Origin of the sequence: Bradyrhizobium sp. CCGB20, from assembly GCF_024199855.1 — a bacterium.
GTDB lineage: Bacteria > Pseudomonadota > Alphaproteobacteria > Rhizobiales > Xanthobacteraceae > Bradyrhizobium.
In genome coordinates, this window is sequence record NZ_JANADN010000001.1 from 2,236,809 (window position 1) to 2,261,414 (window position 24,606).

Below are 24,606 nucleotides of genomic sequence, written 5' to 3' on the forward strand. Positions count from 1 at the left end.
GGGATGCGCCATGGCTCGCATTGACCTCGTCGATCTCGCCCATTCCTACGGCGGCAATGATGCGCCGCAGGAAAGCTTTGCGCTGAAGCCGGTGACCATGACCTGGCGGCAGGGCGGCGCCTATGCGCTGCTCGGGCCGTCCGGCTGCGGCAAGACCACGCTGCTCAACGTCATCTCCGGCATCATCACGCCGTCGCGGGGGAAAATCCTGTTCGACGGCGAGGACATCACACCGCTGTCAACCCAGAAGCGCAACATCGCCCAGGTGTTCCAGTTTCCGGTGATCTACGACACCATGACGGTGGGGCAGAACCTGGCGTTTCCCCTGAAGAACCGCGGCGTGCCGAAGGCCGAGATCGACAAGCGCGTCGCCGAGATCGGCCGTCTGCTCGATCTCGAACCTTATCTGAACCGCAAGGCGACCCGCCTCACGGCGGATGCCAAGCAGAAGATCTCGCTCGGCCGCGGCCTCGTCCGCTCCGACGTCGCGGCGGTGCTGTTCGACGAGCCGCTGACCGTGATCGATCCCGAGCTGAAATGGCAGCTCCGCTCCAAGCTGAAGGCGCTGCATCGCGAGCTCGACCTCACGATGATCTACGTCACCCACGACCAGACCGAGGCGCTGACCTTCGCCGACACCGTCGTCGTCATGCATGACGGCCGCGTGGTGCAGAGCGGCACGCCGGCCGAGCTGTTCGACAAGCCGGCGCACACCTTCGTCGGTTACTTCATCGGCTCGCCCGGCATGAACATCCTGCCGGCGGAGGTGAGGGGACGCGAGGCCAGGGTCGACGGTCATGTCATCGCGCTCAACCGCAGCTATGACCATCTGCCTGCCGGCGCCAGGATCGAGATCGGCGTGCGTCCGGAGTTCGTCGACGCCGTCGCGCCCGCACCCGGATTGCTCACCGCGAAGATCGAGCGCATCGACGACCTCGGCCGCATCCGCTTCGCGCGCGTCCGCGTCGGCGAGGCCAAGCTCGCGGCGCGCGCACCGGCGGGCTTCACGAGTTCGGACGGGACCGCCGGACTGAAATTCGATCCGGCGCATATCCACGTCTATGCCGACAGCCTTCTGGTGGAGGGAGCCGCCTGATGGATAAGACCGTCAACCAAAAAGCCTGGTTCCTGGTGCTGCCGGTGTTCCTGGTCGTGGCCTTCTCGGCGGTGCTGCCGCTGATGACGGTCGTGAACTATTCGATGCAGGACACCTTCGGCAACAACCAGTTCTTCTGGAACGGCGTCGGCTGGTTCAAGGAGCTGCTCGATCCCTCGACCGATCTCGGCGGCCGCTTCCTCGCCTCGCTCGGCCGCAATCTGTTCTTCTCCATGGTGATCCTCGCGATCGAGGTGCCGCTCGGCATCGTCGTCGCGCTGTCGATGCCGCGCCAGGGCTGGACGGTCGCGGCCTGCCTCGTCATCCTCGCGCTGCCGCTGCTGATTCCGTGGAACGTGGTCGGCACGATCTGGCAGATCTTCGGCCGGCCCGACATCGGTCTGATGGGCTATGTCCTCAACGCCATGGGCTTCGACTACAATTACGTCTCCAACGACATCGACGCCTGGGTCACCGTCATCGTGATGGATGTCTGGCACTGGACCAGCCTCGTCGCGCTGCTCTGTTACGCCGGCCTGAAGTCGATCCCGGAGGCCTATTATCAGGCCGCCCAGATCGACGGCGCCTCGCGCTGGGCGGTGTTCAAGGCGATCCAGCTGCCCAAGATGAATCGCGTGCTGCTGATCGCGGTGCTGCTGCGCTTCATGGACTCGTTCATGATCTACACCGAGCCGTTCGTGGTGACGGGCGGCGGTCCCGGCAACTCCACGACCTTCGTGTCGATCGAGCTGGTCAAGATCGCGCTTGGCCAGTTCGACCTCGGCAAGGCGGCCGCGTTGTCGCTCGTTTACAACCTGATCATCCTGATCGTCTGCTGGATCTTCTACACCGTCATGACCAATGCCGGCGCCGAGCGCAAAGTCCAGGCGGAGAACGAGCCGGCGACGGAGCCTAAGCCTGCAGCCGGGCTCAAGCCCGTACCCGCGCTCAAGCCAAAGGAAGGAGTGGCCTGATGCACTCGATCCCCGGCCGCCGCGTCATCATGGCGCTGTTCCTGATCTTCCTGCTGTTGCCGATCTACTGGCTCGTCAACATGAGCTTCAAGACCAACGCCGAGATCGTCTCGACGATGACGCTGTGGCCGCATGCCCCGACGCTCCAGCATTACAAGCGCATCTTCACCGATGAGAGCTGGTATTCCGGCTACATCAACTCGCTGGAATACGTCGTCCTCAACACGATCATCTCGATCTCGGTGGCGCTGCCGGCGGCCTACGCCTTCTCGCGCTACCGCTTCCTCGGCGACAAGCATTTGTTCTTCTGGCTGCTGTCTAACCGCATGGCGCCGGCCGCGGTCTATGCGCTGCCGTTCTTCAACCTCTATTCGGCGATCGGCCTGTTCGATACGCCCTGGGCGGTCGCACTCGCGCACTGCATCTTCAACGTTCCGCTGGCGGTGTGGATCCTCGAAGGCTTCGTGTCCGGCGTGCCGCGCGAGATCGACGAGACCGCCTTCCTCGACGGCTATTCCTTCCCGCGCTTCTTCATCAAGATTCTGGTGCCGCTGATCGCGAGCGGCATCGGCGTCGCCGCCTTCTTCTGCTTCATGTTCTCCTGGGTCGAGCTCCTGCTCGCGCGGACGCTGACCTCGGTGCAGGCAAAGCCCATCGCGGCGATCATGACGCGTACGGTGTCGGCAGCCGGCATGGACTGGGGCCTGCTGGCGGCGGCCGGCGTGCTGACCATCATTCCGGGCGCACTCGTGATCTGGTTCGTCCGCAATTATATCGCGAGCGGTTTCGCGCTCGGTCGCGTGTAAGGAGGCATCAATGGAATCTATCGCATGGATGGCCTGGACGCTGCCGACGGCGATCTTCTTCGCCGCGCTCGCCTGCACGCTCGCCGTGATGACCTGGCTTGCCGCGGTCTATCCGGAAGCCGAGCGCGTCGGCGTGCTCAGCATTCCGACCACGCGTGGCGACCGCCTGTTCATCTCGCTGATCTCGGCGGCAGTCATCCATCTTCTCTGGATCGGCCTCGTCGGCACCGATGCGATCGCCACGCTGCCGATCGGCGAGGAAGGTTTTGAGATTTCGAGCCTGTGGCTCGCAAGTGGGATTTCGCTGGCCACGGCCGTGCTCATTTTTCGCACGGTCTGAAGCTCGCGAAGGGACGGCCAGATCCGGGGGCAACCCGGGCCTGTATAAAATTTTGTCGCTGCAACGGAGGAACAACATGCGACAGTTTAGGAGAAGGAAAGGTCCATTGACCAAGAATAGCTTTCTGACCATGTCCAGCGCCGCCGCCATCGTAGCGGTGTCGTTCGCCGTCTCGGCGCCGGTCCGCGCCGCCGACGATGCCACGATCCAGAAGTGGATCACCGAATTCCAGCCCTCGACGCTGTCGAAGGACGACCAGAAGAAGGAGCTGGAGTGGTTCGCGAAGGCCGCCGAACCGTTCAAGGGCATGGAGATCAACGTCGTCTCCGAGACCATCACCACCCACGAATACGAGGCGCAGACGCTCGCCAAGGCGTTCTCCGAGCTCACCGGTATCAAGCTCAAGCACGACCTCATCCAGGAAGGTGACGTCGTCGAGAAGCTGCAGACCCAGATGCAGTCCGGCAAGAACGTCTATGACGGCTGGATCAACGACTCCGACCTGATCGGCACGCACTTCCGCTACGGCCAGACCATCGCGCTGTCGGACTACATGACCGGCGAGGGCAAGGACGTCACCGACCCGATGCTCGACGTCAACGACTTCATCGGCAAGTCGTTCGGCACCGCGCCGGACGGCAAGCTCTATCAGCTGCCCGACCAGCAGTTCGCCAACCTCTACTGGTTCCGCTACGACTGGTTCACCAACCCGGACTACAAGGCCAAGTTCAAGGCCAAGTATGGCTACGAGCTCGGCGTGCCCGTGAACTGGTCCGCCTATGAAGACATCGCCGAGTTCTTCACCAACGACGTCAAGGAGATCAACGGCGTCAAGGTCTACGGCCATATGGACTATGGCAAGAAGGACCCGTCGCTCGGATGGCGTTTCACCGACGCCTGGCTGTCGATGGCCGGCAACGGTGACAAGGGCATTCCGAACGGTCTGCCGGTCGACGAATGGGGCATCCGCATGGAAGGCTGCCGTCCGGTCGGCTCGAGCGTGGAGCGTGGCGGCGACACCAACGGTCCGGCCGCGGTCTACTCGATCACCAAGTATCTGGAGTGGATGAAGAAGTATGCTCCGCCGCAGGCCCAGGGCATGACCTTCTCCGAGTCGGGTCCGGTGCCGGCTCAGGGCAACATCGCCCAGCAGATGTTCTGGTACACCGCCTTCACCGCCGACATGGTGAAGCCGGGCATCGCCGTGATGAACGCGGACGGTACGCCGAAGTGGCGTATGGCCCCGTCGCCGCACGGCTCGTACTGGAAGGAAGGCATGAAGCTCGGCTACCAGGACGCCGGCTCGCTCACGCTGTTGAAGTCGACCCCGGCTGACCGCCGCAAGGCGGCCTGGCTCTATCTCCAGTTCATCGTCTCCAAGTCGGTGTCGCTGAAGAAGAGCCATGTCGGTCTCACCTTCATCCGTGAATCCGACATCTGGGACAAGTCGTTCACCGAGCGTGCGCCGAAGCTCGGCGGCCTGATCGAGTTCTACCGCTCGCCCGCGCGCGTGCAGTGGACCCCGACCGGCAACAACGTGCCTGACTATCCGAAGCTCGCGCAGCTGTGGTGGCAGAACATCGGCGATGCGTCGTCCGGTGCGAAGACGCCGCAAGCCGCGATGGATGCACTCGCAGCCGCTCAGGACTCCGTCATGGAGCGCCTCGAGAAGTCCGGCGTGCAGGGCGCCTGCGGTCCGAAGCTGCACAAGAAGGAGACGGCCGAGTACTGGTACGCCAAGGCCCAGAAGGACGGCACCATCGCTCCGCAGCGCAAGCTCGCCAACGAGAAGCCGAAGGGTGAGACGGTCGACTACGACACGCTGATCAAGTCGTGGCCGGCGTCCCCGCCCAAGCGCGCGGAAGCCAAGTAAGCGGCGCGTAGCGTCATCAAACACGAAAGGCCGGGAGAGATCCCGGCCTTTTTGTTTTGTGAGTTTAGGCACGCTGTCTCCACATCGTCATTGCGAGCGCAGCGAAGCAATCCAGAATCGTTCCGCGGAAGCAGTCTGGATTGCTTCGTCGCTGCGCTCCTCGCAATGACGGAGGAGAGAGCGGAGTTTACTCCGCCGGCTCTGCCGCCAGCGTCGGGTAGTCCGTGTACCCCTTGGCGCCGCCGCCGTAGAACGTGGTCTTGTCCCAGTCGTTCAGCGCCGCGCCCTGCTTCAGCCGCTCGACCAGGTCGGGGTTGGAGATGAACGGCTTGCCGAAGGCGATGAGATCGGCCGCGTTGGCCTCCAGCACCTTGCTGGCGAGATCGAAGTCGTAGCCGTTGTTGGCGATGTAGGCGCCGGCGAAGCGCTTGCGCAGGCTTGCATAGTCGAACGGTGCGATGTCGCGCGGACCGCCGGTGGCGCCTTCGACGACATGGAGATAGACCAGCTTGAGCGCGCTGAGGCCGTCGACGATGTGATCGAACAGGGCTTGCGGATTGCTGTCGGTGAGGTCGTTGGCCGGCGTCACCGGCGAAATGCGGATGCCGGTGCGCTCGGCGCCGGCTTCAGCGGCAACCGCTTTGGAGACCTCGAGCATCAGCCGCGCGCGGTTCTCGATGGAGCCGCCATAGGCATCGGTGCGCTTGTTGGCGCCGTCCCTGGCGAACTGGTCGAGCAGATAGCCGTTGGCGCCGTGGATCTCGACACCGTCGAAGCCGGCCTCCAGCGCATTCTTCGTGGCGCGCTTGAAGTCGTCGATGATTTCAGGAATTTCCGAGAGCTCGAGCGCACGCGGCTCGGAGACGTCGGCAAAGGTGCCGTTCACGAAGGTCTTGCCCTTGGCGCGGATCGCGCTCGGCGCCACGGGGGCTGCGCCATTGGCCTGGAGATCGACATGCGAGATGCGGCCGACATGCCAGAGCTGGATGAAGATCTTGCCGCCGCGCTCATGCACGCGGTCGGTGACCTTGCGCCAGCCGGCGACCTGGTCCTTTGAGTAGATGCCGGGCGTATCCTGGTAGCCCTGGCCCTGCTGTGAGATCTGGCTCGCTTCGGTGACCAGGAGGCCTGCGGACGCGCGCTGACTGTAATAGTCCGCGGCAAGCGTACCAGGTACGAACGTGCCGGGCGCGGCGCGGTTGCGCGTCAGCGGCGCCATCACGAAGCGGTTGGCCAGCGTGATCGGGCCGAGCTTGTAGGTCTCAAACAATTTGGTCGGACGGCTCATGGGAATGCTTCCAGGCGATGAGAGATGACGAACACTTGTGCATCGCGACATCGGGCGCAAGGGAGGAGCCATACGGAAAGTGCAGGCGAGCTACGCGGCAGGGCCCGCGTAGCATACTTCATGTGCAATTCCGGGGCGCGGCAGTCGTTTTCCGCTGCCGCGACCGTGCGAATTGACAATCAGTTCAAACCCATGAAATCGCGCTTGCCGATCTCGACGCCGTTGTGGCGCAGAATGCCGTGAGCGGTCGCGCAGTGGAAATAGAAGTTCGGCAGTGAGAACGCGCTGAGGAATTGCTGGCCCTTCAGGGTGGTGGTTTTGTTGGGGCCGGACGGGAAGGTGACGTCCCTGGTATCGGCACCTTCGAATTGCTCCGGCTTGAACGACTTCACATAGTCGATGGTTTTCGCCAGCCGCTGCTTCAATTCCGCAAAGCTGGTCTCGGTGTCGGGCATCGAGGGCACTTCGCTGTGGGTCAGCCGCGCACAGCCCTTGGCGGCGAAATCGCTGACGAGCTGGATCTGCTTCGACAGCGGCAGCATGTCCGGGAAGAGCCGGGATCCCAGCAGGACGCTCGGGTCGATCTTTTTCGCCGCGCAATGCGCCTCGGCTTTGGAGAGCAGGCCGGTCAGGCTGTTCAGCATTTGCAAATAGGCAGGGACGACGGCGTCGTGGAAGGACATGTGATGCTCGCTCTCATGGTGGGAAATCTCAGGAGAAACCTGAGCCACTCACATGGGAGCCTCATGGAAAAATACAATCGCGGAGGTGCCTTGTGCGGTGCGAAAATTCTACTCCGCTTGCTCGTGGTGCTATCTGCGCCACACCCCGCTGTCATCGCCCGCCACACCCTCGGTGTCATCGCCCGGCTTGACCGGGCGATCCAGTACTCCGAGGCAGCTGTGATTGAACCGACAGGCCGCGGCGTACTGGATTCCCCGCCTTCGCGGGGAATGACGACGGATAGATTATTTACCGCACCACTGCCCCCGGCTGCGCCTGCGCTGTGCCCCCGCGCATCCGCGCCAGCAGCTCGGCGGTCGGCCAGGAATCGGCGGGCAGGCCGAACTTGATCTGCATCGCCTTCACGGCGGCGCGGCTCTGCTGGCCCAGCACGCCGTCGACCTTGCCGACATTGAAGCCGGCCTGCACCAGAAGCTGCTGCAATTGCTTGAGCTCGTTGAACGGCAGTTGCGCGACCGGTTGTGCCGGCTTGCGCATCGGCGCCGCGCCCGCGATGCGGGTGGCGAGATAACCTGCGGTGGTCGAATAGATCAGCGAGTTATTCCACTCGGTGTAGGCGGCGAAATTCGGGTACGCCATGAAGGCCGGCCCGTTGCGTCCCATCGGCAGCAGCACGGATGCGGCGAGATCGTCGTTCGGCAGCGGACGGCCGTCGGGATAGGTGACCCCGAGCTGCGCCCATTTCGAGCGCGGCAGCTGTACCGTGAGGTCGGTCTGATCCCACGGCAGGTTTTGCGGCACCTTGATCTCTTCCAGCCACGGCTCGCCGCGCCGCCACTTCAGGCCGTTGGCGATGTAGTTCGCGGTCGAGCCGATCACGTCGTCCTCGCTGCGCAACAGATCGCGCCGCCCGTCGCCGTCATAGTCGACGGCATAGTTGACGTAATGCACCGGCAGGAATTGCGTCTGTCCGAGCTCGCCGGCCCAGGAGCCGACCATCTCCTCGGGTGTGAGATCGCCGCGATCGATGATCTTCAGCGCGGCGATGGTCTCCTTCACGAACATCTCGGAGCGCCGGCAGTCATAGGCCAGCGACACCAGCGATTTCAGCGTCGGCAGATTGCCCATGTTGACGCCGAAGTCGCTCTCCAGGCCCCAGAACGCCGCGATCACCGCCGGCGGCACGCCATATTCCTTTTCCGCGCGCGCGAACGCGGCCGCGTGGTGCTTGATGTGCTGCTGGCCGTTCTGCATGCGATAGGGCGCGGCCATGCGGCCGGCGAATTCGGTGAAGAGCTGGCCGAACACGCGCTGGCCGCGATCGCGGTTGACGATGCCCTGATCGTAGACGAGATACGGCGAGGCCTCCGATATCGTCCGCTGCGACACGCCGGCGGCGACAGCCTGGCTCTTCACGTCCGCCAGGAATCGATCGAAGCTCGCACCGTTATGGCAAGACGCTGCGCGCGGCGACGGCGCGGTGGCCCTGGGCGCCGCAGGCCTTGCGGGCGGCGGCGCGAACTGGGCGGAAGCGGTGGCGCAGCATGCGAAGAGCGCGACGGCCGCGATCACAAATCGGGTCTGGAGCATAAGGGTTCCGGCGGGGAGGGCAGGCGTGGATTCGCCTGAAGTCTAGGTGAAGTGACGGCCTCAGGCCATCCTTTCCATGCCATGCCGGCGCACGGAATGCGAGCCGATCGACGTCGCGCGGCTCACCCGAACAGCCGCATCAGCAGCGCTTTGCCGACCGGGAGCGCCCTGACGCCGCGATAGGCGCGCACATATTCGCCGGCATAGAACGCCCGGATGGCATGCACGCGCGTGTCCATGCCTTCCTCGAACCGCACCGCAAATCCATCGATGGTCCGCCGCACCACGATCGCCGCGATCGCGCGGCCATAGATGCGGCATTCGATCGTGCTGCCGGGGCGCGGCGGATCGGGATCGATCAGCCGGGCGCCGGTAATCGAGATATCGGCGAGCCGCGCGAGATGCGACCTGCCGTCCTGGCGCAGCAGCACCGGCTCATTGCGATCGAAGCGCTCCGCCTTGCGCTTGCGCGGCTGCTCGATGCAGACGAAGCAGACCACGGCGAGGATGAACGCGTTGTAGAGGCTCCAGGCCAGAGCCAGTCCGCCATAGGCGATGTTCTCGCCGCGCAAATGCAGGATGAAGGCATAGGCGACGGCCGCGAGCGTGATGACGAGGGCACTGCCATAGAGCCGCAGCAGCGGCCATTCGACGAAACGCCTGTCGCGATCGCCGCCTTTCGCGGTGACCTTGAATTTGTGCCCCTTCGGCCTCAACAGGCCGGCTGCCACCGCCTTGAGCACGGCGGGCGCGGCGATCAGTTGCGAGACGTCCGTCATCATCGCGAGCGAACGGCCGCGCGACAGCCAGGCCATGCTGAGACCGTGCCAGACATAGAAGGGCAGGAAGAAGCGCAACAGCTCGGTGAGGTCCGCCTGCACCGCCTTGATGCCGAACAGCAGGAACAGCCAGGGCACCACGAGGCCTGCCACCTTCGAGGTGTAAACCGCAGACCAGCTCATGAAGGCATCGACCAGCGAGAGCCGGTCGATGAAGGCGAGTTTCGATTCCCGCGAGAACGGACCGCTGCGGCCGCGGATGATCTGCATGAAACCGAGGCACCAGCGGGCGCGCTGGGTGATGTATTCCTTCAGCCCCTCCGGTGCGAGCCCGATCGTCAATCGCTCGTTGAGATAGATCGTGGTGAGGCCGTATTCCTTCAGGCGCAGCGTGACGAGATAGTCCTCCGTCACGGAATCGGTCGGAAAGCCGCCGATCCGCATCAGCCCGGAATAACGAATGAGGGAGGAGGTGCCGCAGCAGAAGGCGACGCCCCAGGCGTCCTTTGCCGGCATCAGGATATCGAAGAAGAAGCGCTGCTCGTCGGGCCAGACGTCGGTCGCGGCGAGATTGGTCTGGATCGGATCGGGATTGATGAAGTGCTGCGGTGTCTGCACCACGCCGACCGAAGCATCGTCCATGAGCGAGATGGTGCGCGCGAGGAAATCGGGCCGCGGCACGAAGTCTGCGTCGAGAATGGCGACGAAGTCCGGCTGCTCCGGAAGCGTGCCGACGTGTTTGAGCGCGTGGTTGATGTTGCCGGCCTTGGCGTGGTGGTTGTCGGGCCGCGTCAGATAATGGCAGCCGAGCTCGCTCGAAAGGCGCCGCAGCCATGGCCGCCGGCCGTCGTCCAGCACCCAGACGCGGTATTTGCCGTACGCCATGCCGGTCGCGCCGATGATAGTGCGCTCGAGGATCGACCGCTCCTCGTTGTAGGTGCAGATGAAGACATCGATCAGCGGCGCGTGCGGATCGGTGGCGCGGCCGTCGATCCGGGCCGCCTTGGTGCGGTCGATGGTCCGGCTCAGGAACAGCAGCGACAGCGCGACCGCGACGAGCGAGGCCGCTTCCAGCAGCATGAAGGGATAGCCGATCACCGCATCGGCCGTAAGGTGCAGCGGTGGTAGCGTTGCGGTAACACGCCAATGGAGATAGCGAAGCAGGAAAACCAGTGACACGACGGCCAGGAACGAACGCGCCATCGTGCTGTCGCGCTTCAGCAGCGGCACGATCGCCATGAACGCGCCGAGCGTGATGAGGCCGGGCGACAATGCCATCATCACAACGCGGTCTCGTGCCGGTTGAATACCACGCGGCCGGTGCGCCCCACGGTGCAGGCGTGGGACGCGGCATCGCGAGGCGCCACCGTCACGCGATAGGGCTCCTTGCTCAGCGCATCCGGATTGATGGCGAGATTGGCGGGCGCGCCGGCGGCGCCGGTCAAATTGACCACGGTGCCGGAGATCGGCGCGCCGCCGTCATTGGGTTCGAAGCTGGCGCGGTCGCCGAGCTGCAAGCGGTTGTAGACGCTCTCGGTGACGTTGGCGGTGATGACCGCGCCGCTGCAATCGAGCACCTTGAGCAGCGGCTGGCCGGCCTGCACGTCCTCGCCCGGTGAGGTCATCATCTCCCAGACGCGGCCCGCGACCGGTGTCGTGATGTTGGCTTCGGAGAGATCGGCGAAGCGGACCTCCTCGATGATGATCTCGTTGGCGAGCCAGGCGATCTCAGTGTCGGTGCGTGCAAGATCGGCCTCGAGGTCGCCGGCGCGCTGGCGCATCTCCTCCTCGCGCTGCACCGAGCTTGGCCGGTCGTTATAGCTGTCGCCGAGGAAGGAGCCGTTCTGTGCCGCGGCAAGCTCGACCTTGGCGGCGTCCAGGCGCTTGCGCGCGCCGAGCTCGGTCTGCTGTGACACCGAAAGCTCGCGCGTCAGTCGCGCCAGCTCGACGGTCGAGACGTTGCCGGATTTCGCCAGCGAGGAGGCGCGCTCGACGGCGGCGCTGGCCTCTTCCCGCCGTGCTCCTGCCGCTTCGATCGAGGTCTGGATCTCGGCGATGCGCGCCTCGAGCTGGAGCACGCGCCCCTCGCGGAACTGCGTGGCTTGCCGGGCCAGATCCTTTTGTGCCGCCTGGGCCGCGGCAAGTTTTGCGGCAAGGCTCGGCCGCTCATTCTCCAGGCGCGACTTCTGCCGCCGCAGATCGTCGAGCCGCGTGCGATCGCCGCGCGAATTCACGACGCGCAGGACCACGGTTCCGGCCTCGAGCTTGGCCTGGTCGGCCACGCGCTGGGCGGCTGCGACGCGGCCGCCGATCGGCGTGCGCAGGGTAACGAGGCGAGAATTCAGCACCGCCTCGACGCTCGAATTCTCCCAGATCGCGCGCAGCGGCAGCCAGCCGAACACGGCAATGATGGCAAGCCCGATGGCGACCTTGGCGCCGCGCCGCAGATGCAGCCAGCGCCGCCCTGACTCCGACGCTGCCTGCGGCTCGGGCGCGTGGCTGGGCTCGTCGTTGGCGAAGAGCTGCTCGTGCAGCGCCTCCTGCAATCCTTTCGCGTCGGTCTTGCTCTCATGAGGCGCGGGAGCGGATGCGGGGTCGACGGAGGCGGCGCGCGAGCGGTCCATCATGACGTCACCTTGCTGACGGAAAACCAACTGGAACCGGTCAATGCGCAAGGGCCGCGCAGCGTGCCCGGTTACCGTGCATTTTGCCGACGTTGCACTTTCCAGGTTGCTAAGCGTCCGCAGGCGTTTTTGCGCAAATCCCGCTCAAGGTTTAGCGACGGGGGAAAGGCTGGTGGCGGCCCACGCATCTGCGGCCCGGCGACGCACGAACCCTTGCAGGGGCCGGCAGCATCCATACTTCGAGGGGGCCGGCCGGAGGCTCGCCCGCGGCCGCTCCAGGAGACGGCCATGAACTACCTTCGTACCGCAATGCTGCTCGCAGGCCTCACCGCCCTGTTCATGGGCGTGGGCTATCTGATCGGCGGTGCATCCGGCGCCATGATCGCGCTCGTCATTGCCGCGGCCACCAATCTCTTCACCTACTGGAACTCCGACCGCGCGGTGCTTTCGATGTACGGCGCGCATCAGGTCGACCGCGCCAGCGCGCCGGAACTGGTCGGGCTCGTGGCCGAGCTTGCGGGCCGCGCGGGCCTGCCGATGCCGCGCGTGTTCGTGATGGACGAGGCGCAGCCCAATGCGTTCGCGACGGGGCGCAATCCCCAGAATGCTGCCGTCGCCGTCACCACCGGCCTGATGCACCAGCTCAGCCGCGAGGAGCTTGCCGGCGTCATTGCGCACGAACTTGCCCATATCAAAAATCACGACACGCTGCTGATGACCATTACCGCGACTCTCGCGGGCGCGATCTCCATGCTGGCGCAGTTCGGCATGTTCTTCGGCGGCAATCGCAACAACAACGGCCCGGGCATCGTCGGCTCGATCCTGATGATGATCCTGGCGCCGCTCGGCGCCATGCTGGTGCAAATGGCGATCAGCCGCACGCGCGAATACGCCGCGGACAATCTCGGTGCGCGCATCGTTGGCCAGCCGATGTGGCTGGCCTCGGCGCTGGTGAAGATCGAAGGCGCCGCACATCAGGTGCCGAACTTCGAGGCGGAACGAAATCCCGCGACCGCGCACATGTTCATCATCAATCCGCTGTCGGGCCACGGCGTGGACAATCTCTTCACCACCCATCCCTCGACGCAGAACCGCATCGCCGCGCTCCAGCAGCTCGCGGCCGAGCTCGGCGCGCAGGCGGCGCCGTCGCTCGGCGCCAACGAAAACTATCCGCCGCGGAGCCCGTGGGGCCGCTCGTCCTCACGAGGTCCTTCTCCTGGTCCTTCTCCTGGTCCCTGGGGCTGACGCGGAACCGGCCGGAAATTGCGCCCGGCTTTGTGACCTGGCGCACACAGGACGGTCCCGGCCGGTGTTAACACCACGGCGAGACTGTTCCTTCGAAAGGGGATGCGTGGCCGGCCCTCTGCCTGCCACGGTCGAAGATGACCAAAGCTGCGGTACCATTGCTGATCGTCCTGGGCGTGCTCATTGGCCTGTCCACGCACACGGTCGTCAATTGCGGGGACGAGGACGAGCCCGACGTCTGCTCGGCCGTGATCGGCTTCTCGCCGCTGCGGGGATCGCTGATCGCTTTCGCCTATGAGGGGCGTGGGCGGATCGCGCTACGCCATGGCGACTTCAGGCGGGCGATCGCCGATTTCGACGAGGCCATCCATCTCAATCCCAATCGCGCCTCGCTCTATCGCGACCGGGCGGAGGCGCGCCGGCAGAACGGCGACCTGGAGCTTGCCATCGAGGATTACGACGAGGCGATCGCGCATGATCCCAGGCGCGCCGCGCCCTATCACCAGCGCGGTCTGGCGCTCGCCGCCACCGGCGATCTCGATCGCGCCATCCTGAGCTACAACACGGCGGTCCGCCTCGACCCGTCGGATGCACAGGCCCGCCTCGACCGTGGCCTCGCATTCCTGGCCCGCGGCCAGTCCGATGACGCGCGCGCCGATTTCGAAGCCGCACTTGCGCTGCCGGTCGGCAAGGACAACCGCACCCGCGATGCGGCGCGCGCAAAACTCGCCGAGCTCGCCAGTGCCGAGCCGACCCATGTTGTCGCGCCGAGAAGGTGAGATTCTAAAGCCGCATTCGCCGATTTACCCTCTCCCCCTTGTGGGAGAGGGTGGCTCGCCGCGCAGCGGCGAGACGGGTGAGGGGTATCTATCCGCGAGCGACTCTCTCGCATGCGAATTTGCTGAAGCAACCCCTCATCCGGCGCTTCGCGCCACCTTCTCCCGCAAGGGGAGAAGGAAGAAAGTGCGCCTACTTCGCCTTCTTGGCTTTCGCCTTCTTCGCCTTGGCCTTCTTCTCAGGCTTCGCCTTCTTCTCCACCTTCACCGCGACCGGCGCGCTGGCGGCGAGGCGCATGGCGCGGGCGTAGCTGTCGGCGACGTTGTCGGCGGACATCTGGAGCCGCTTGGCCGCAGCGGTGGCCTGCTCCATCGTGGCCTTGGCCATCATCTTGAAGCGGTCGCCGGTCTCCTTGCCCTTGGCCTTGGCCGCAAGGCCGTTGAAGCGATCCCGCCGCTCCTTGGCGCGGGTCAAAAGGCCCGTATGCAGCTGTCTGGCCAGTTGCCGGATCACGACATCCAGGTCGGCGTCCGCCATGTTGTTCTATCCTCTTCGAAAACGGGTATCGATGCGGGCGGGACTATGCAGATCGGGCCCCGCCTTGGCAATTCCCGGCAGTGCGTCATCCGCAGCTTCCGGTTACCAAAACAAAAAAGCCGCGCATTTTCGCGCGGCTTTTGCGGTGGTCTGGTGCTCGAGCGCTACGCCTGCCTTACTTCAGCGAGGCAACGGGACCGCTCGACGGTGCCGGGTCGGGGTCGAAGCCGAACACGCCGACTAGATATTTGTAATAGTCCGGCATCTTCTCCTTGAGCGCGTCGCGCGACTTCGGGTCGTGGAATTCGCTCTTGCCGGCCAGGAAGATGCTGGCGGTCACGGCAAAGAATTCCATGGGATTCTTCATCGCATAGGAGTCCTTGGGCAGCAGGTCCTTGGACTTGGCCAGGGCGTAATAGCCGATCACGCCCTTGTTGGCGTAGCCGTCCGGCAACAGCCGGGCGTGATAGGCGTGCAGCAGCTCGTGCAGCAGCACGGCCTCCTTCTCGTAGCGCATCATGTCCGGCCGCAGCATGATCACGCCGAGGCCTGAATCGACCGCGAGGTCGACGGCATTGGGATTGGTCCAGCGCTGCGTGGCATGGTCCCACACCGTCAGCGCCCGCGGCACCGGGCGCTCGACGTTCGGGGTGACGCGGCCGTAGCAGGCGGTTGCGGCGCCTTCGTCGAGGCAGGCCAGCTCGCTCGCGATGATCGGGACGGTGCGGAAGAAGCGCAGCACGCGCGGCGACAGGCCGGCGGATTCGACGACGTCGATCTGGCTCTTCAGATTCTCGGTGAGCTTGTCGACATCCTTGCGGTCGGAATTCTCCGACAGGTCGAACATGTAGCCCCGGTAGCTCTGGAAGCCCGACGGCAGCGCCTGCGCGGCCCCGGCCGATGCGTCGAGCGATCCGGCAATGGATGGATTGGCGAAGAGCGCGCCCATAACGGTCGCGGTCAGCAGCAGCGCAACGCGCATGATGAACCCCCTGATGTCACTTCTCCCGGCAGAATAGGCCGTCGCCGTTTGCGAAAAGTGAGTGCGGCGAGACTAAGGCACCGATGTTGAGGCGTGCTTAATCGTTGGTTGCAGATCGCCGGGGCGGATTAGCGCGGGATTAACCAAGCGTGGATCGGCCGTGCGCTTCGGCGTAACATGCGGTGCGGGCACCAGGTCCGCAGGTCCAGACAGCCGGTAGGAGGATGCCATGTATGCCGCCATCCGTCAGGCCAAGGCGAAGAGCGGGAGCGCGGAAGAGCTGGCGCGCCGCATCAAGGACGGGGCCGTTCCGATCATCAGCGACGTCGACGGTTTCCGCGCCTATTACGTCGTCTATGCCGGTGACGACACGGTCACCGCGATCTCCATCTTCGACAAGTTCGAGCAGGCGGAGGAGGCGAACCGGCGCGCGATCGCCTGGATCGAGAAGGATCTGGGGCCGCTGCTGGCAGGGCATGCGAGTGCCGCTGCGGGGCCGGTGATCGTGCATACGCTGGCGTGAGGGCGGGCTGTCGCCAATCATTCAGCTGTCATTGCCCGCGAAGGCGGGCAATCCAGTACTCCGTGACAGCAGTGATTGAGCCGACGGGCCGCGGCGTACTGGATGCCCCGCCCCCCGTGCGCAATTGCGCACTAGGCGGGGCATGACAGCGGTGAGTCTCACAACTCCCGCGCATTCGAGAACGCGAAGCTCGACACCCGCCGCGTCGTCTCGTCCAGGATCAGCGTGCGCGTGATCGGCGGCTCGGCGCGCTGGGCGCAGTTTTCGCGTTCGCAGAGGCGGCAGTTGACGCCGATCGGTGTGCCCTCCGTTTTCTCCAGGTCCATGCCGGAGGCGTAGACGAGGCGGGCGGCGTGACGGATCTCGCAGCCGAGGCCGATGGCGAAGCGCGGCTGCGGCAGCGGATGCGGGGCGACGGGGCGGCGCACCATCTGCGCGATCGAGAAATAACGCGTGCCGTCGGAGAGCTCGATCACCTGCTTGAGCAGGCGATCCGGCGTGTCGAAGGTCGAGTGCACGTTCCACAACGGACAGGTGCCGCCGAATTTCGAGAACGGGAACGTGCCGGAGGAGAAGCGTTTCGAGACGTTGCCGGCATTGTCGACGCGCAAGAGGAAGAACGGAATGCCGCGCGCGTTCGGCCGTTGCAGGGTGGTGAGGCGATGGCAGACCTGCTCGAAGCCGGAATTGAAGCGCTGCGCCAGCACATGGATGTCGTAGTTGAGCGCTTCTGCCGCCGCCAGGAATGTCGGGTAGGGCATCATCACGGCCGCGGCAAAGTAATTGCCGAGCGTGATGCGGAACAGCCGCCGCGGCGCGTCGTCGAGCGGGCCGGCACGGCCGATGATGGTCTCGAGGGCTTGCGCGCATTCACCCAGGCCGAGCTGGAAGGCGAGCTGGAAGGCGCGGCCCGGCGGGTCGACCAGCTCCGAGATCAGGAGCTGGCGGCGATGGCGGTCGAAACGCCTGAGCGTCTCGCGCATCACGTCGACGGGCATGATGCGGGTCTGGATCGAATGTTTTTCGCGCAGGCGCGCGGCGAGCGCGGCATAGAGTCCTTCGGCCGGCACGTTCAGCTCGTCGCGAAGGGTCTCCGCGGCCTGCTCCAGCTCCGGAAAATAGTTGCGGTTGGCCTCGATCAGCTCGCGCACGCGCTCGACCGGATTGGCCTCATAGCGCGTGCCGACGTCGCGGTCGGCCATCTGCGCCGCGGCCAGGGTCTCGCCCTGGCGCGCCTCGGCATAGGCCGCATAGAGCCGTTGCAGCGCATGGGTGACGCCGGGGCAGAGCTCGGCGAGGTCGCGCAGTTCCTGCTTGGGAACGTCGATCTGGCGGAACAGCGGGTCGGAGAAGATCTCGTTCAGCTCGGCGAAGAAGCGGTCTTCGTCGGCGGTGGCGAGGTCGCGCAAATCGAGGTCATAGGTCTCGGCCAGCCGCAGCAGGATCTGCGCCGTCACCGGGCGCTGGTTGCGCTCGATCAGATTGACGTAGCTCGGCGAGATCCCGAGCCCCTCGGCGATCTGGGTCTGCGACAGCCCCAATTGCTGCCGGATCCGCCGGAAGCGCGGGCCGACGAACAGTTTCTTCCCGGACTCAGCGGGCATTGTCAGGTCTCCAGAGGCGGCAAGGTCAGTATATCTGACCTATATTTTTTACAAAATTTACAAAATAACATCTATTACATGTTCCGATGTTACATGACATCACCATTCGAAGACAAGCCCTCTGTACGAACTTCCCTTTCTGGCGTTTAGCTCATGACACGCATTTCGCAATGCACTGTCAAAAATGTCGATGAGAAAGCTTCGCGCTTTGTCATCAGCGAAAGGATCGAACAGATGAATTATCAGCCCCGTGGCATCACCCTCCAGGGTCCGGCGTCGTACCAGAGCGAACTCGACGCGGCCCAGGCGCTCCTCGAGAAGCAGCCGACCTGGAACGGAGTGTCGGCCGAGGCCGTCGCGCGCATGCGCCTCCAGAACCGCTTCAAGACGGGCCTCGACATCGCCCGCTACACCGCGGCGCTGATGCGTGCCGATATGGCGGCCTATGACGCCGATCCCACCAAGTACACCCAGTCGCTGGGCTGCTGGCACGGCTTCATCGCCCAGCAGAAGCTGATCTCGGTCAAGAAGCATTTCGGCGGCAAGACCGATCGCCGTTACCTCTACCTGTCGGGCTGGATGATCGCGGCGCTGCGCTCCGAGTTCGGACCGCTGCCCGACCAGTCCATGCACGAGAAGACCTCGGTGCCGGCGCTGATCGAAGAGCTCTACACCTTCCTGCGTCAGGCCGACTCGCGCGAGCTCAACGACATCTTCCGCCAGCTCGACGCCGCCCGGAAGGAAGGCGACAAGGCGAAGGAGAAGTCGCTGATCGAGAAGATCGACAACTTCCAGACCCATGTCGTGCCCGTCATCGCCGACATCGACGCCGGCTTCGGCAATGCCGAGGCGACCTATCTGCTCGCCAAGAAGATGATCGAGGCGGGTGCCTGCGCGCTCCAGATCGAGAACCAGGTCTCGGACGAGAAGCAGTGCGGTCATCAGGACGGCAAGGTCACCGTGCCGCACGAGGTGTTCCTGGCGAAGATCCGCGCCTGCCGCCATGCGTTCCTCGAGCTCGGCATCGAAGACGGCGTCGTCGTGACCCGCACCGACTCGCTCGGCGCCGGCCTGACGCAGCAGATCGCGGTCAGCCACAAGCCGGGCGACATCGGCGACCAGTACAACAGCTTCCTCGATTGCGAGGAAGTCACGCCGGAGAACGCCCGCAACGGCGACGTCATCATCAACCGCAACGGCAAGATGATGCGTCCGAAGCGCCTGCCCAGCAACCTCTACCAGTTCCGCGCCGGAACGGGCGAAGACCGCTGCGTGCTCGACAGCATCACCTCGCTGCAGAACGGTGCCGACCTGCTCTGGATCGAGACCGAGAAGCCGCATATCGAGCAGATCGCCAAGATGGTCGACCGCATCCGCAAGGTCGTCCCGAACGCCAAGCTCGCCTACAACAACTCGCCGTCGTTCAACTGGACCATCAACTTCCGCTGGCAGGTCTACGACGCGATGAAGGAAGCGGGCAAGGACGTCAGCCAGTACAACCGTGCCGAACTGATGAAGCCGGAATACGACGATACGCCGCTGGCCATCGAGGCCGACGAGCGCATCCGCACCTTCCAGGCGGATTCGGCCAAGCGCGCCGGCATCTTCCATCACCTGATCACGCTGCCGACCTATCACACGGCTGCGCTCTCGACCGACAATCTGGCGAAGGAATATTTCGGCGAGCAGGGCATGCTCGGCTACGTCAAGAACGTGCAGCGCGCCGAGATCCGTCAGGGCATCGCCTGCGCCAAGCACCAGAACATGGCCGGCTCCGACATCGGCGACGACCACAAGGAATACTTCGCGGGCGAAGCCGCCCTGAAGGCGGGCGGCGCCCACAACACGATGAACCAGTTCGGCTAACGCAGAACGCTTGAGAGGAGAGCGACAATGACCAACAGCAATTTCTGGGTGATCGGCGGCGAGTTCGGTTCGATGAACTTCCACAAGCTCGTGGAAGGCTCTGCCCAGGTCAAAGGCCCCTTCAAGTCCCGCAAGGAAGCCGAGGACTGCTGGAGGCAAGTGTCGGAAGAGAGCCGCCACAAGGCCGGCGTCCGCTTCTCGATCGTGGAAGAGCCGTCGCGGGTCTCGGCCTGACGCCCGGCTGCCGACCTAAAATCTAAGAAGACGTCCAAGGACGGAGGGTCCCATCCGGCGCAAGCCGGGTGGGATCGTCTGTTTTTGGCACAGGCGAACCGGTTGTGGGCGGCGTAAGCCTCTGGAATTGTGGACCCTTTGCGGAGGGTGTGGTTGCTGATAGGTTAATGGCGGCAAGTGAGGACGAGGCCGACAATGTCAGAGCCCGAGACCAGCGGGACCCAGCCCAGCCAGCCGCGCCCGGTGCGGCTGCGCGATGCTCTGCTGCGCGCACGGATCGAGGCCGCCGACCGGACCGGTGTGGTCGTCGATTTGCGCGATGCGGAGCTGGCGCGGCTGGAGATCCTCAACGACGCGCTCGATCCCCTGTTCGCGCAGGTGCCCGACCAGATCGACCTGTTCGACCGCGGCATTAGCCAGGGCGATACGCCGAGACTCTGGATCGATGTCGTCGCGCACATCATGATGGGGCGCGACAAGCGGCAGTACCGCTTCGTTCAGGACACCCGCTTCGGCCGCATCGTGCTCGCCGAATCGCACGACACCGCCGTGATCGTCGAAGCCGTGACGGACTACGTCGCCCGCCGCATGATCGAGCGCGAGCATGCCATGGTGGTGTTGCCCGAGCCGAAGCCCGAGGTCGCCCCGCCGCCGCGCCGTTCGCGGGTATGGCCGTTCGTGTTCGGGTTCGTGCTCGGTGCCGCCGCGCTGTTCGGCATCGCCGTGGTTGCGGCCCTGCGGAGCTGGTGACGGTTTTTCCGTTGGTGAACTAAATCAACCGTGCCTGCTTGATCTGCCGGATCTGAAATCCGGACCCGAGGCCCCGCACCGTCTGCTCGCAACGCCAGCCGGCATTGTCCTTCTCGATCGTGAACAGGTTATAGGCGGCCGCCGGGTAGCGCCCGTGGGCGAGCGCGGAGGCCGACGGCACGCCGATCGCGGGGATGTTGCCGTTGGGGCCCTCGAACCACATCGTCGAATGAATGTGGTCGTGCCCGTGCAGGATCAGCTCGACGCCGTGGCGCCTGATCAGTGCCAGCAGCGCGGCCGCGTCGGTCATCCGCTTCTGGCGCGTGCCGGACTTCAGAGGATGATGCACCAGCAGCACGCGGAAGACGTCCTCGGCTGCGAGGCGGTCGAGGACCGCTTCGAGGGCTGCGAGCTGATCGCGGCCGAGCGTGCCCGTCGCCATCAGCGGCAGGGTCGGCACCGCCGTGGACAGGCTGATCAGCGCGAGCGGCCCGCGTCGGCGCACGCCGGGAAAGCCGATGCGGCCGTCGTCGCCCGCAAGATAGGGTGCAAAGGTCTCGCCGAAGCGGTGAGAGGTGGCGCGCACATAGGCGTCGTGATTGCCGGGAATGGTGGTGACGCGGTCGGGCGGACCGACGCCGTCGAGCCAGGCGCGCGCCGGCGCGAACTCCGCCTCCAGCGCCAGATTGACGAGATCGCCCGTGACCGCGATGTGGTCGGGCGTCTGCGCGTGGACATCGGCAACCAGCGCGTCGAGCACCTCGCGGCGCTGGTACTTGTGGCGGTTGCGCGTCCAGTTGACGTAGCCGAGCGCGCGCTTGCCCGCGAGCTCGATCAGCCGCGGCTTCGGCATTGGCGGCAGATGCGGGTCAGACAGATGGGCGAGCGTGTAGGGAGCCAACGTGTGGTGAGTCATGGCGCGCGATTGCCTCGCTATTCGTCCGCTGTAATGGCAAGGTCGCGGGCACTGTGCAAGCGGGGCCCGGACCGGGGCCTGTTGGGAGTTTTCTCGGGAGTTTGCTTGGGAGCCTGATGGGGGATCGTCTGAACGGTATCCGACGGAAATTCGAGCCGCTGCTGCGGCGGATCTTCCACGCCTATTTCCTGCTGGTCCGCGGCATGACTCTCGGCGTCCGCGCCGTGGTGCTGGATTCCGAGAACCGGGTGTTCCTGGTCAGGCACAGCTACATCGCCGGCTGGTATCTGCCCGGCGGCGGCGTCGACCTCGGCGAGACCATGGAGCAGGCGATGCGGCGCGAGCTCAAGGAGGAGGGCGATATCGATCTCACGGGTGATGCCGTTCTGCACGGTATCTTCCTCAACAACCACGTCTCCCGCCGCGACCACGTCGCGGTCTACGTCGTCAGGCAGTTCAGGCAGGATCGCCTGCCCGCGCCCAACCACGAGATCGTCGAATGCGGATTCTTCGCGATCACGGCGCTGCCCGAGGGGACCACGCAGGGGACGCGGCAAAGAATCGCGGAAGTGATTGATGGCAAGCCGCCGAACGCGACTTGGCGGACTCAGCCACCGCTCTGACCGCTCTCCCTGGCCTTCATCTCCAGCGCCATCAGGCTCTGCTCCTGGATCAGCGCGCAGTTCTGCCGCTCCAGCCGGTGCAGTCGCGCCGTCATGTTGTGCATGAAGGCGAACACCACCAGGAACAGGGCGCCGAACATCACGACGAACGGAAACACGACGCCGGTCAGGTGGCTGACGAGGTAGGCCAGCGTCGGAAACAGCGCGAAGCCCGCGGGGATGATCGCCACCATCGACAGCATCAGGAAGTCATAGAGATCGAACTTGCCCTGCAGCGTCTTGCGCAGCAGCACCAGCATGTAGATCAGCGCAAAGGCCGAGATGACGACGACCGTCTCTGGACTCGGAAGGGCATCTGTCACGGCTGCGTCCTCAAAATGTTTGGCGCTGTGATGGGAGTGCAAATCGGTGGGGAGCTGGCCGGCGTCATCGCGATCTCACGAGACGCGCGAGCAGGATATAGCCGAGGACGCGGATCATGTAGCTCGCCGACTTCAATCCATCGATCGAGCTGGCGCCGGTCTCCCGCGCCCGCATCTCCACGGGAACCTCTTTGACCGTCAGTCCCGCGCGCATCGCCCAGGCCAGCGAGATCGGCTCCGGAAAATCCGTCGGATAGGCTTTTGCGAAGAAGGCGATGGCGGAACGATCCATCAGCCGCATGCCGCTGGTCGGATCGGTGATGCGGCCGCCGCCGCTGAACAGACCGTTGAGCGCAAGCACGATCATCCTGATGCCGGCGCGCCGCATCCGCGTCGAGCAGAAGCCGGCATGGTCGATGAAGCGGCTTCCGATGGTGATGTTGGTCGGGTCCTTGCGATGGGCGTCCAGCAGCGTCTCGATGGCGCGCGGATCATGCTGGCCGTCGCCGTCGATCTGGATGCAGAAATCGAAATCCTGACGCGCCGCGTATTTGATGCCGGTCTGCACGGCGCCGCCGATGCCGAGATTCTGCGCGAGGCGGGCGACCGGCGAGCGGCGGCTTGCCACCGCGGACGTCGCGTCCGACGAGCCGTCGTCGACGACCAGGGTGTGGTAGCCGCAGCCGGTTGCCGCGATCTCGCTCAGCAGACCGCCGACCGAGGCCTCCTCGTTGAAGCAGGGAATGATGAGCAGGATCCGTGCCGCAGCGGCCGGCGGTGCGGCGGCACCGTCCCGGTACGTGTCGGCCGAAGCCAAGTCCGTATTTATACCCGTACCCAAGCCCATATCGGCCACGTCTGCCTCACCTCCTGACTGCCCGCCTTTGCTATACTTGCCGAGGCTTTTCCTGTACAGGCAGCGGGCCATTTCAAGCTGCGGGGGCGGCCCGGCGAATGCCGATCAGAGCTGTTAAAGTATTTTTTTCAATTGTGTTTCTGGCAATTCTGGCCAGCAACATCAGGCTGATCTCGCATTGGAACGAGAGCCGCGGCGTCTATGACGACATCTGCTATCTCAGGCAGGCGCATCTGTTCCAGCGCTTCGGCTGGCAAGGGCTCGACACCAGCCTCGCCCGTGAAACCGACGGCTATCTCGCGGCCAAGCTGCGCAGCATCGATTTTCCGAACTGGAACGAACCGACGCGGGCACCCTGCCACACCCAGACTGCCGACGGCAGCAAATGGGTGATGACGCCGCCGCCGGGCACGGGTTTCGTGCTGGCGCTGTTCCCGGAGGGGTTCCAGGTCATTCCGCTCTATATGGCGGCGAATTTCATCATCGCGGCCGTTGCGCTGTACGGGCTGTGGCGCGCGCGGGAGCCGTTGTCGTTGACATCAGGCGCATTGTTCGGCGCGCTCTCGATCTACTTCATGATCAATCCGACCAAGGCGAGCTATTCGATGGCGCCGACCATGGTCGTCTGCGCCCTCGCAGGTCTGCTTACCGCGCGGCTGTTCGTCGACGAGGGGAGGCGCCGCGTGCTGATGGTCGCGGCCATCGGCGTCCTGCTCGGCCTGTCCGCGAGCTTCCGGATCGCGAACGTCGTTCTGTCGGCCGGCTATTTCCTGTTCTTCGGATTGTCGTTCCTGATCTGGCGTAACCGCGAGACGTTCGTGTCGGGCCTCGTGCTTGGCCTTTCGTTCCTCGTCGGGCTGTTGCCGGTGTTTGTGGCGAACCTGGTCAATTCGGGCCATCCGCTGGTCTCGGCCTATGGCGGCCAGGATACGGCGCCGCCGAGCCTCGACCCCGCCGTGCTGCTGGCCTATCTCCGCGACACCCAGTTCCCGCTGATCGTGATCGCCTGCGTCGGGACCGCGCTATTGTGGCGCTTCGCTGGCGATGATGGCGTCCGCAAACTCGCGTTGCTGGTGGCAAGCAATCTCGCGCTGAATCTGGCGTTCTTTGCCACGCATCCGGTCTTCACGCAGTATTACGTCATCCCGGCCCTGATGCTGTCGCTCTGGACGCTGCTGTTCGCGGCCGTCCTCAGCCGCGGCCCGGCACGGGAGTTTATCGCCCACGAGCCCGATGGACCGCGGCGCGCCGAGATGTTATCCCGCGTCTGACATTGA

The 24,606-nt window shown here is 64.8% G+C and carries 24 protein-coding genes; 13 read left to right on the top strand and 11 right to left on the bottom strand.

The window, feature by feature from the left end; genetic code table 11:
* Positions 1-10 precede the first annotated feature (10 nt).
* From NLM15_RS10195 to NLM15_RS10215, 5 genes are all read left to right on the top strand, one after another.
* Complete coding sequence (locus tag NLM15_RS10195; RefSeq protein WP_254116828.1) at positions 11-1,096, top strand: ABC transporter ATP-binding protein; 1,086 nt, start codon at positions 11-13, stop codon at positions 1,094-1,096.
* On the top strand, positions 1,096-2,070 hold the full coding sequence (locus NLM15_RS10200; protein WP_254116829.1) for a carbohydrate ABC transporter permease: 975 nt from the start codon (positions 1,096-1,098) through the stop codon (positions 2,068-2,070). Before NLM15_RS10195 ends, NLM15_RS10200 begins: the two co-directional genes overlap by 1 nt.
* On the top strand, positions 2,070-2,876 hold the full coding sequence (locus NLM15_RS10205) for a carbohydrate ABC transporter permease (RefSeq protein ID WP_254116830.1): 807 nt from the start codon (positions 2,070-2,072) through the stop codon (positions 2,874-2,876). The genes NLM15_RS10200 and NLM15_RS10205 overlap by 1 nt, the downstream gene beginning before the upstream one ends.
* Before the next feature lie 10 nt (positions 2,877-2,886).
* Positions 2,887-3,216 (top strand): DUF2160 domain-containing protein, encoded by a 330-nt coding sequence (locus NLM15_RS10210; RefSeq protein ID WP_254116831.1) that lies wholly within the window; start codon positions 2,887-2,889, stop codon positions 3,214-3,216.
* 130 nt (positions 3,217-3,346) lie between these two features.
* Positions 3,347-5,089, top strand: coding sequence for an ABC transporter substrate-binding protein (locus NLM15_RS10215; protein WP_254124200.1), 1,743 nt, complete (start codon positions 3,347-3,349; stop codon positions 5,087-5,089).
* Between the two features lie 187 nt (positions 5,090-5,276).
* On the opposite strand, the gene NLM15_RS10220 is transcribed toward NLM15_RS10215, so the two are convergent.
* The 5 genes from NLM15_RS10220 to NLM15_RS10240 all read right to left on the bottom strand — a co-directional run bounded on the left by NLM15_RS10220 (position 5,277) and on the right by NLM15_RS10240 (position 12,057).
* On the bottom strand, positions 5,277-6,377 hold the full coding sequence (locus NLM15_RS10220) for an alkene reductase (RefSeq protein ID WP_254116832.1): 1,101 nt from the start codon (positions 6,375-6,377) through the stop codon (positions 5,277-5,279).
* Between the two features lie 179 nt (positions 6,378-6,556).
* A complete protein-coding gene (locus NLM15_RS10225) occupies positions 6,557-7,060 on the bottom strand; it encodes a DUF1993 family protein (RefSeq protein WP_254116833.1) in 504 nt (167 codons plus the stop codon).
* A 289-nt stretch (positions 7,061-7,349) separates the two neighbouring features.
* Positions 7,350-8,651 carry a lytic murein transglycosylase gene (locus tag NLM15_RS10230; protein ID WP_254116834.1) on the bottom strand — a complete coding sequence of 434 codons (1,302 nt, stop codon included), beginning with the start codon at positions 8,649-8,651 and terminating at the stop codon, positions 7,350-7,352.
* A 122-nt stretch (positions 8,652-8,773) separates the two neighbouring features.
* On the bottom strand, positions 8,774-10,711 hold the full coding sequence (locus tag NLM15_RS10235) for a glycosyltransferase (protein WP_254116835.1): 1,938 nt from the start codon (positions 10,709-10,711) through the stop codon (positions 8,774-8,776).
* On the bottom strand, positions 10,711-12,057 hold the full coding sequence (locus NLM15_RS10240; RefSeq protein WP_254116836.1) for an HlyD family secretion protein: 1,347 nt from the start codon (positions 12,055-12,057) through the stop codon (positions 10,711-10,713). Before NLM15_RS10240 ends, NLM15_RS10235 begins: the two co-directional genes overlap by 1 nt.
* A 285-nt stretch (positions 12,058-12,342) precedes the next feature.
* Here NLM15_RS10240 and htpX point away from each other — a divergent pair, with 285 nt between their 5' ends.
* Positions 12,343-13,299: a zinc metalloprotease HtpX gene (gene htpX / locus NLM15_RS10245; RefSeq protein WP_254116837.1), complete on the top strand. Its 957-nt coding sequence runs from the start codon at positions 12,343-12,345 to the stop codon at positions 13,297-13,299.
* Between the two features lie 137 nt (positions 13,300-13,436).
* Positions 13,437-14,078 (top strand): tetratricopeptide repeat protein, encoded by a 642-nt coding sequence (locus NLM15_RS10250; RefSeq protein WP_254116838.1) that lies wholly within the window; start codon positions 13,437-13,439, stop codon positions 14,076-14,078.
* 190 nt (positions 14,079-14,268) lie between these two features.
* Here NLM15_RS10250 and NLM15_RS10255 read toward each other — a convergent pair whose 3' ends face one another.
* Both NLM15_RS10255 and NLM15_RS10260 read right to left on the bottom strand, forming a co-directional pair.
* Positions 14,269-14,613, bottom strand: coding sequence for a hypothetical protein (locus NLM15_RS10255; protein WP_254116839.1), 345 nt, complete (start codon positions 14,611-14,613; stop codon positions 14,269-14,271).
* 175 nt (positions 14,614-14,788) lie between these two features.
* Positions 14,789-15,595 (bottom strand): hypothetical protein, encoded by an 807-nt coding sequence (locus tag NLM15_RS10260; RefSeq protein WP_254116840.1) that lies wholly within the window; start codon positions 15,593-15,595, stop codon positions 14,789-14,791.
* A 229-nt stretch (positions 15,596-15,824) separates the two neighbouring features.
* On the opposite strand from NLM15_RS10260, the gene NLM15_RS10265 reads away from it, so the two are divergent.
* Positions 15,825-16,118, top strand: a complete 294-nt coding sequence (locus NLM15_RS10265; RefSeq protein WP_014497428.1) for an antibiotic biosynthesis monooxygenase — start codon at positions 15,825-15,827, stop codon at positions 16,116-16,118.
* Between the two features lie 158 nt (positions 16,119-16,276).
* Here the strand turns inward: NLM15_RS10265 and NLM15_RS10270 are convergent, their stop codons facing one another.
* Entirely contained in the window at positions 16,277-17,722 is a 1,446-nt protein-coding gene (locus tag NLM15_RS10270; RefSeq protein WP_254116841.1) for a short-chain fatty acyl-CoA regulator family protein, read from the bottom strand.
* A 234-nt stretch (positions 17,723-17,956) separates the two neighbouring features.
* Between NLM15_RS10270 and NLM15_RS10275 the strand changes: the two genes are divergently transcribed.
* The 3 genes from NLM15_RS10275 (at position 17,957) to NLM15_RS10285 (ending at position 20,572) form a co-directional block, all read left to right on the top strand.
* A complete protein-coding gene (locus NLM15_RS10275) occupies positions 17,957-19,588 on the top strand; it encodes an isocitrate lyase (RefSeq protein ID WP_254116842.1) in 1,632 nt (543 codons plus the stop codon).
* A gap of 27 nt (positions 19,589-19,615) precedes the next feature.
* Positions 19,616-19,822, top strand: a complete 207-nt coding sequence (locus NLM15_RS10280) for a hypothetical protein (RefSeq protein WP_254116843.1) — start codon at positions 19,616-19,618, stop codon at positions 19,820-19,822.
* A gap of 195 nt (positions 19,823-20,017) precedes the next feature.
* Complete coding sequence (locus tag NLM15_RS10285; protein ID WP_254116844.1) at positions 20,018-20,572, top strand: hypothetical protein; 555 nt, start codon at positions 20,018-20,020, stop codon at positions 20,570-20,572.
* Positions 20,573-20,591: 19 nt separating this feature from the next.
* On the opposite strand, the gene NLM15_RS10290 is transcribed toward NLM15_RS10285, so the two are convergent.
* Positions 20,592-21,473, bottom strand: a complete 882-nt coding sequence (locus NLM15_RS10290; protein WP_254124201.1) for a metallophosphoesterase — start codon at positions 21,471-21,473, stop codon at positions 20,592-20,594.
* 131 nt (positions 21,474-21,604) lie between these two features.
* Between NLM15_RS10290 and NLM15_RS10295 the strand changes: the two genes are divergently transcribed.
* Positions 21,605-22,111: an NUDIX domain-containing protein gene (locus NLM15_RS10295; RefSeq protein ID WP_254116845.1), complete on the top strand. Its 507-nt coding sequence runs from the start codon at positions 21,605-21,607 to the stop codon at positions 22,109-22,111.
* Here the strand turns inward: NLM15_RS10295 and NLM15_RS10300 are convergent.
* Both NLM15_RS10300 and NLM15_RS10305 read right to left on the bottom strand, forming a co-directional pair.
* Positions 22,096-22,473: a DUF2304 domain-containing protein gene (locus NLM15_RS10300; RefSeq protein ID WP_254116846.1), complete on the bottom strand. Its 378-nt coding sequence runs from the start codon at positions 22,471-22,473 to the stop codon at positions 22,096-22,098. The two genes, NLM15_RS10295 and NLM15_RS10300, sit on opposite strands and share 16 nt — an antisense overlap.
* A gap of 64 nt (positions 22,474-22,537) precedes the next feature.
* Positions 22,538-23,320, bottom strand: a complete 783-nt coding sequence (locus NLM15_RS10305; protein WP_254124202.1) for a glycosyltransferase family 2 protein — start codon at positions 23,318-23,320, stop codon at positions 22,538-22,540.
* A 143-nt stretch (positions 23,321-23,463) separates the two neighbouring features.
* Between NLM15_RS10305 and NLM15_RS10310 the strand changes: the two genes are divergently transcribed.
* Positions 23,464-24,600 (top strand): hypothetical protein, encoded by a 1,137-nt coding sequence (locus NLM15_RS10310; protein WP_254116847.1) that lies wholly within the window; start codon positions 23,464-23,466, stop codon positions 24,598-24,600.
* The last annotated feature ends 6 nt before the right edge of the window (positions 24,601-24,606 follow it).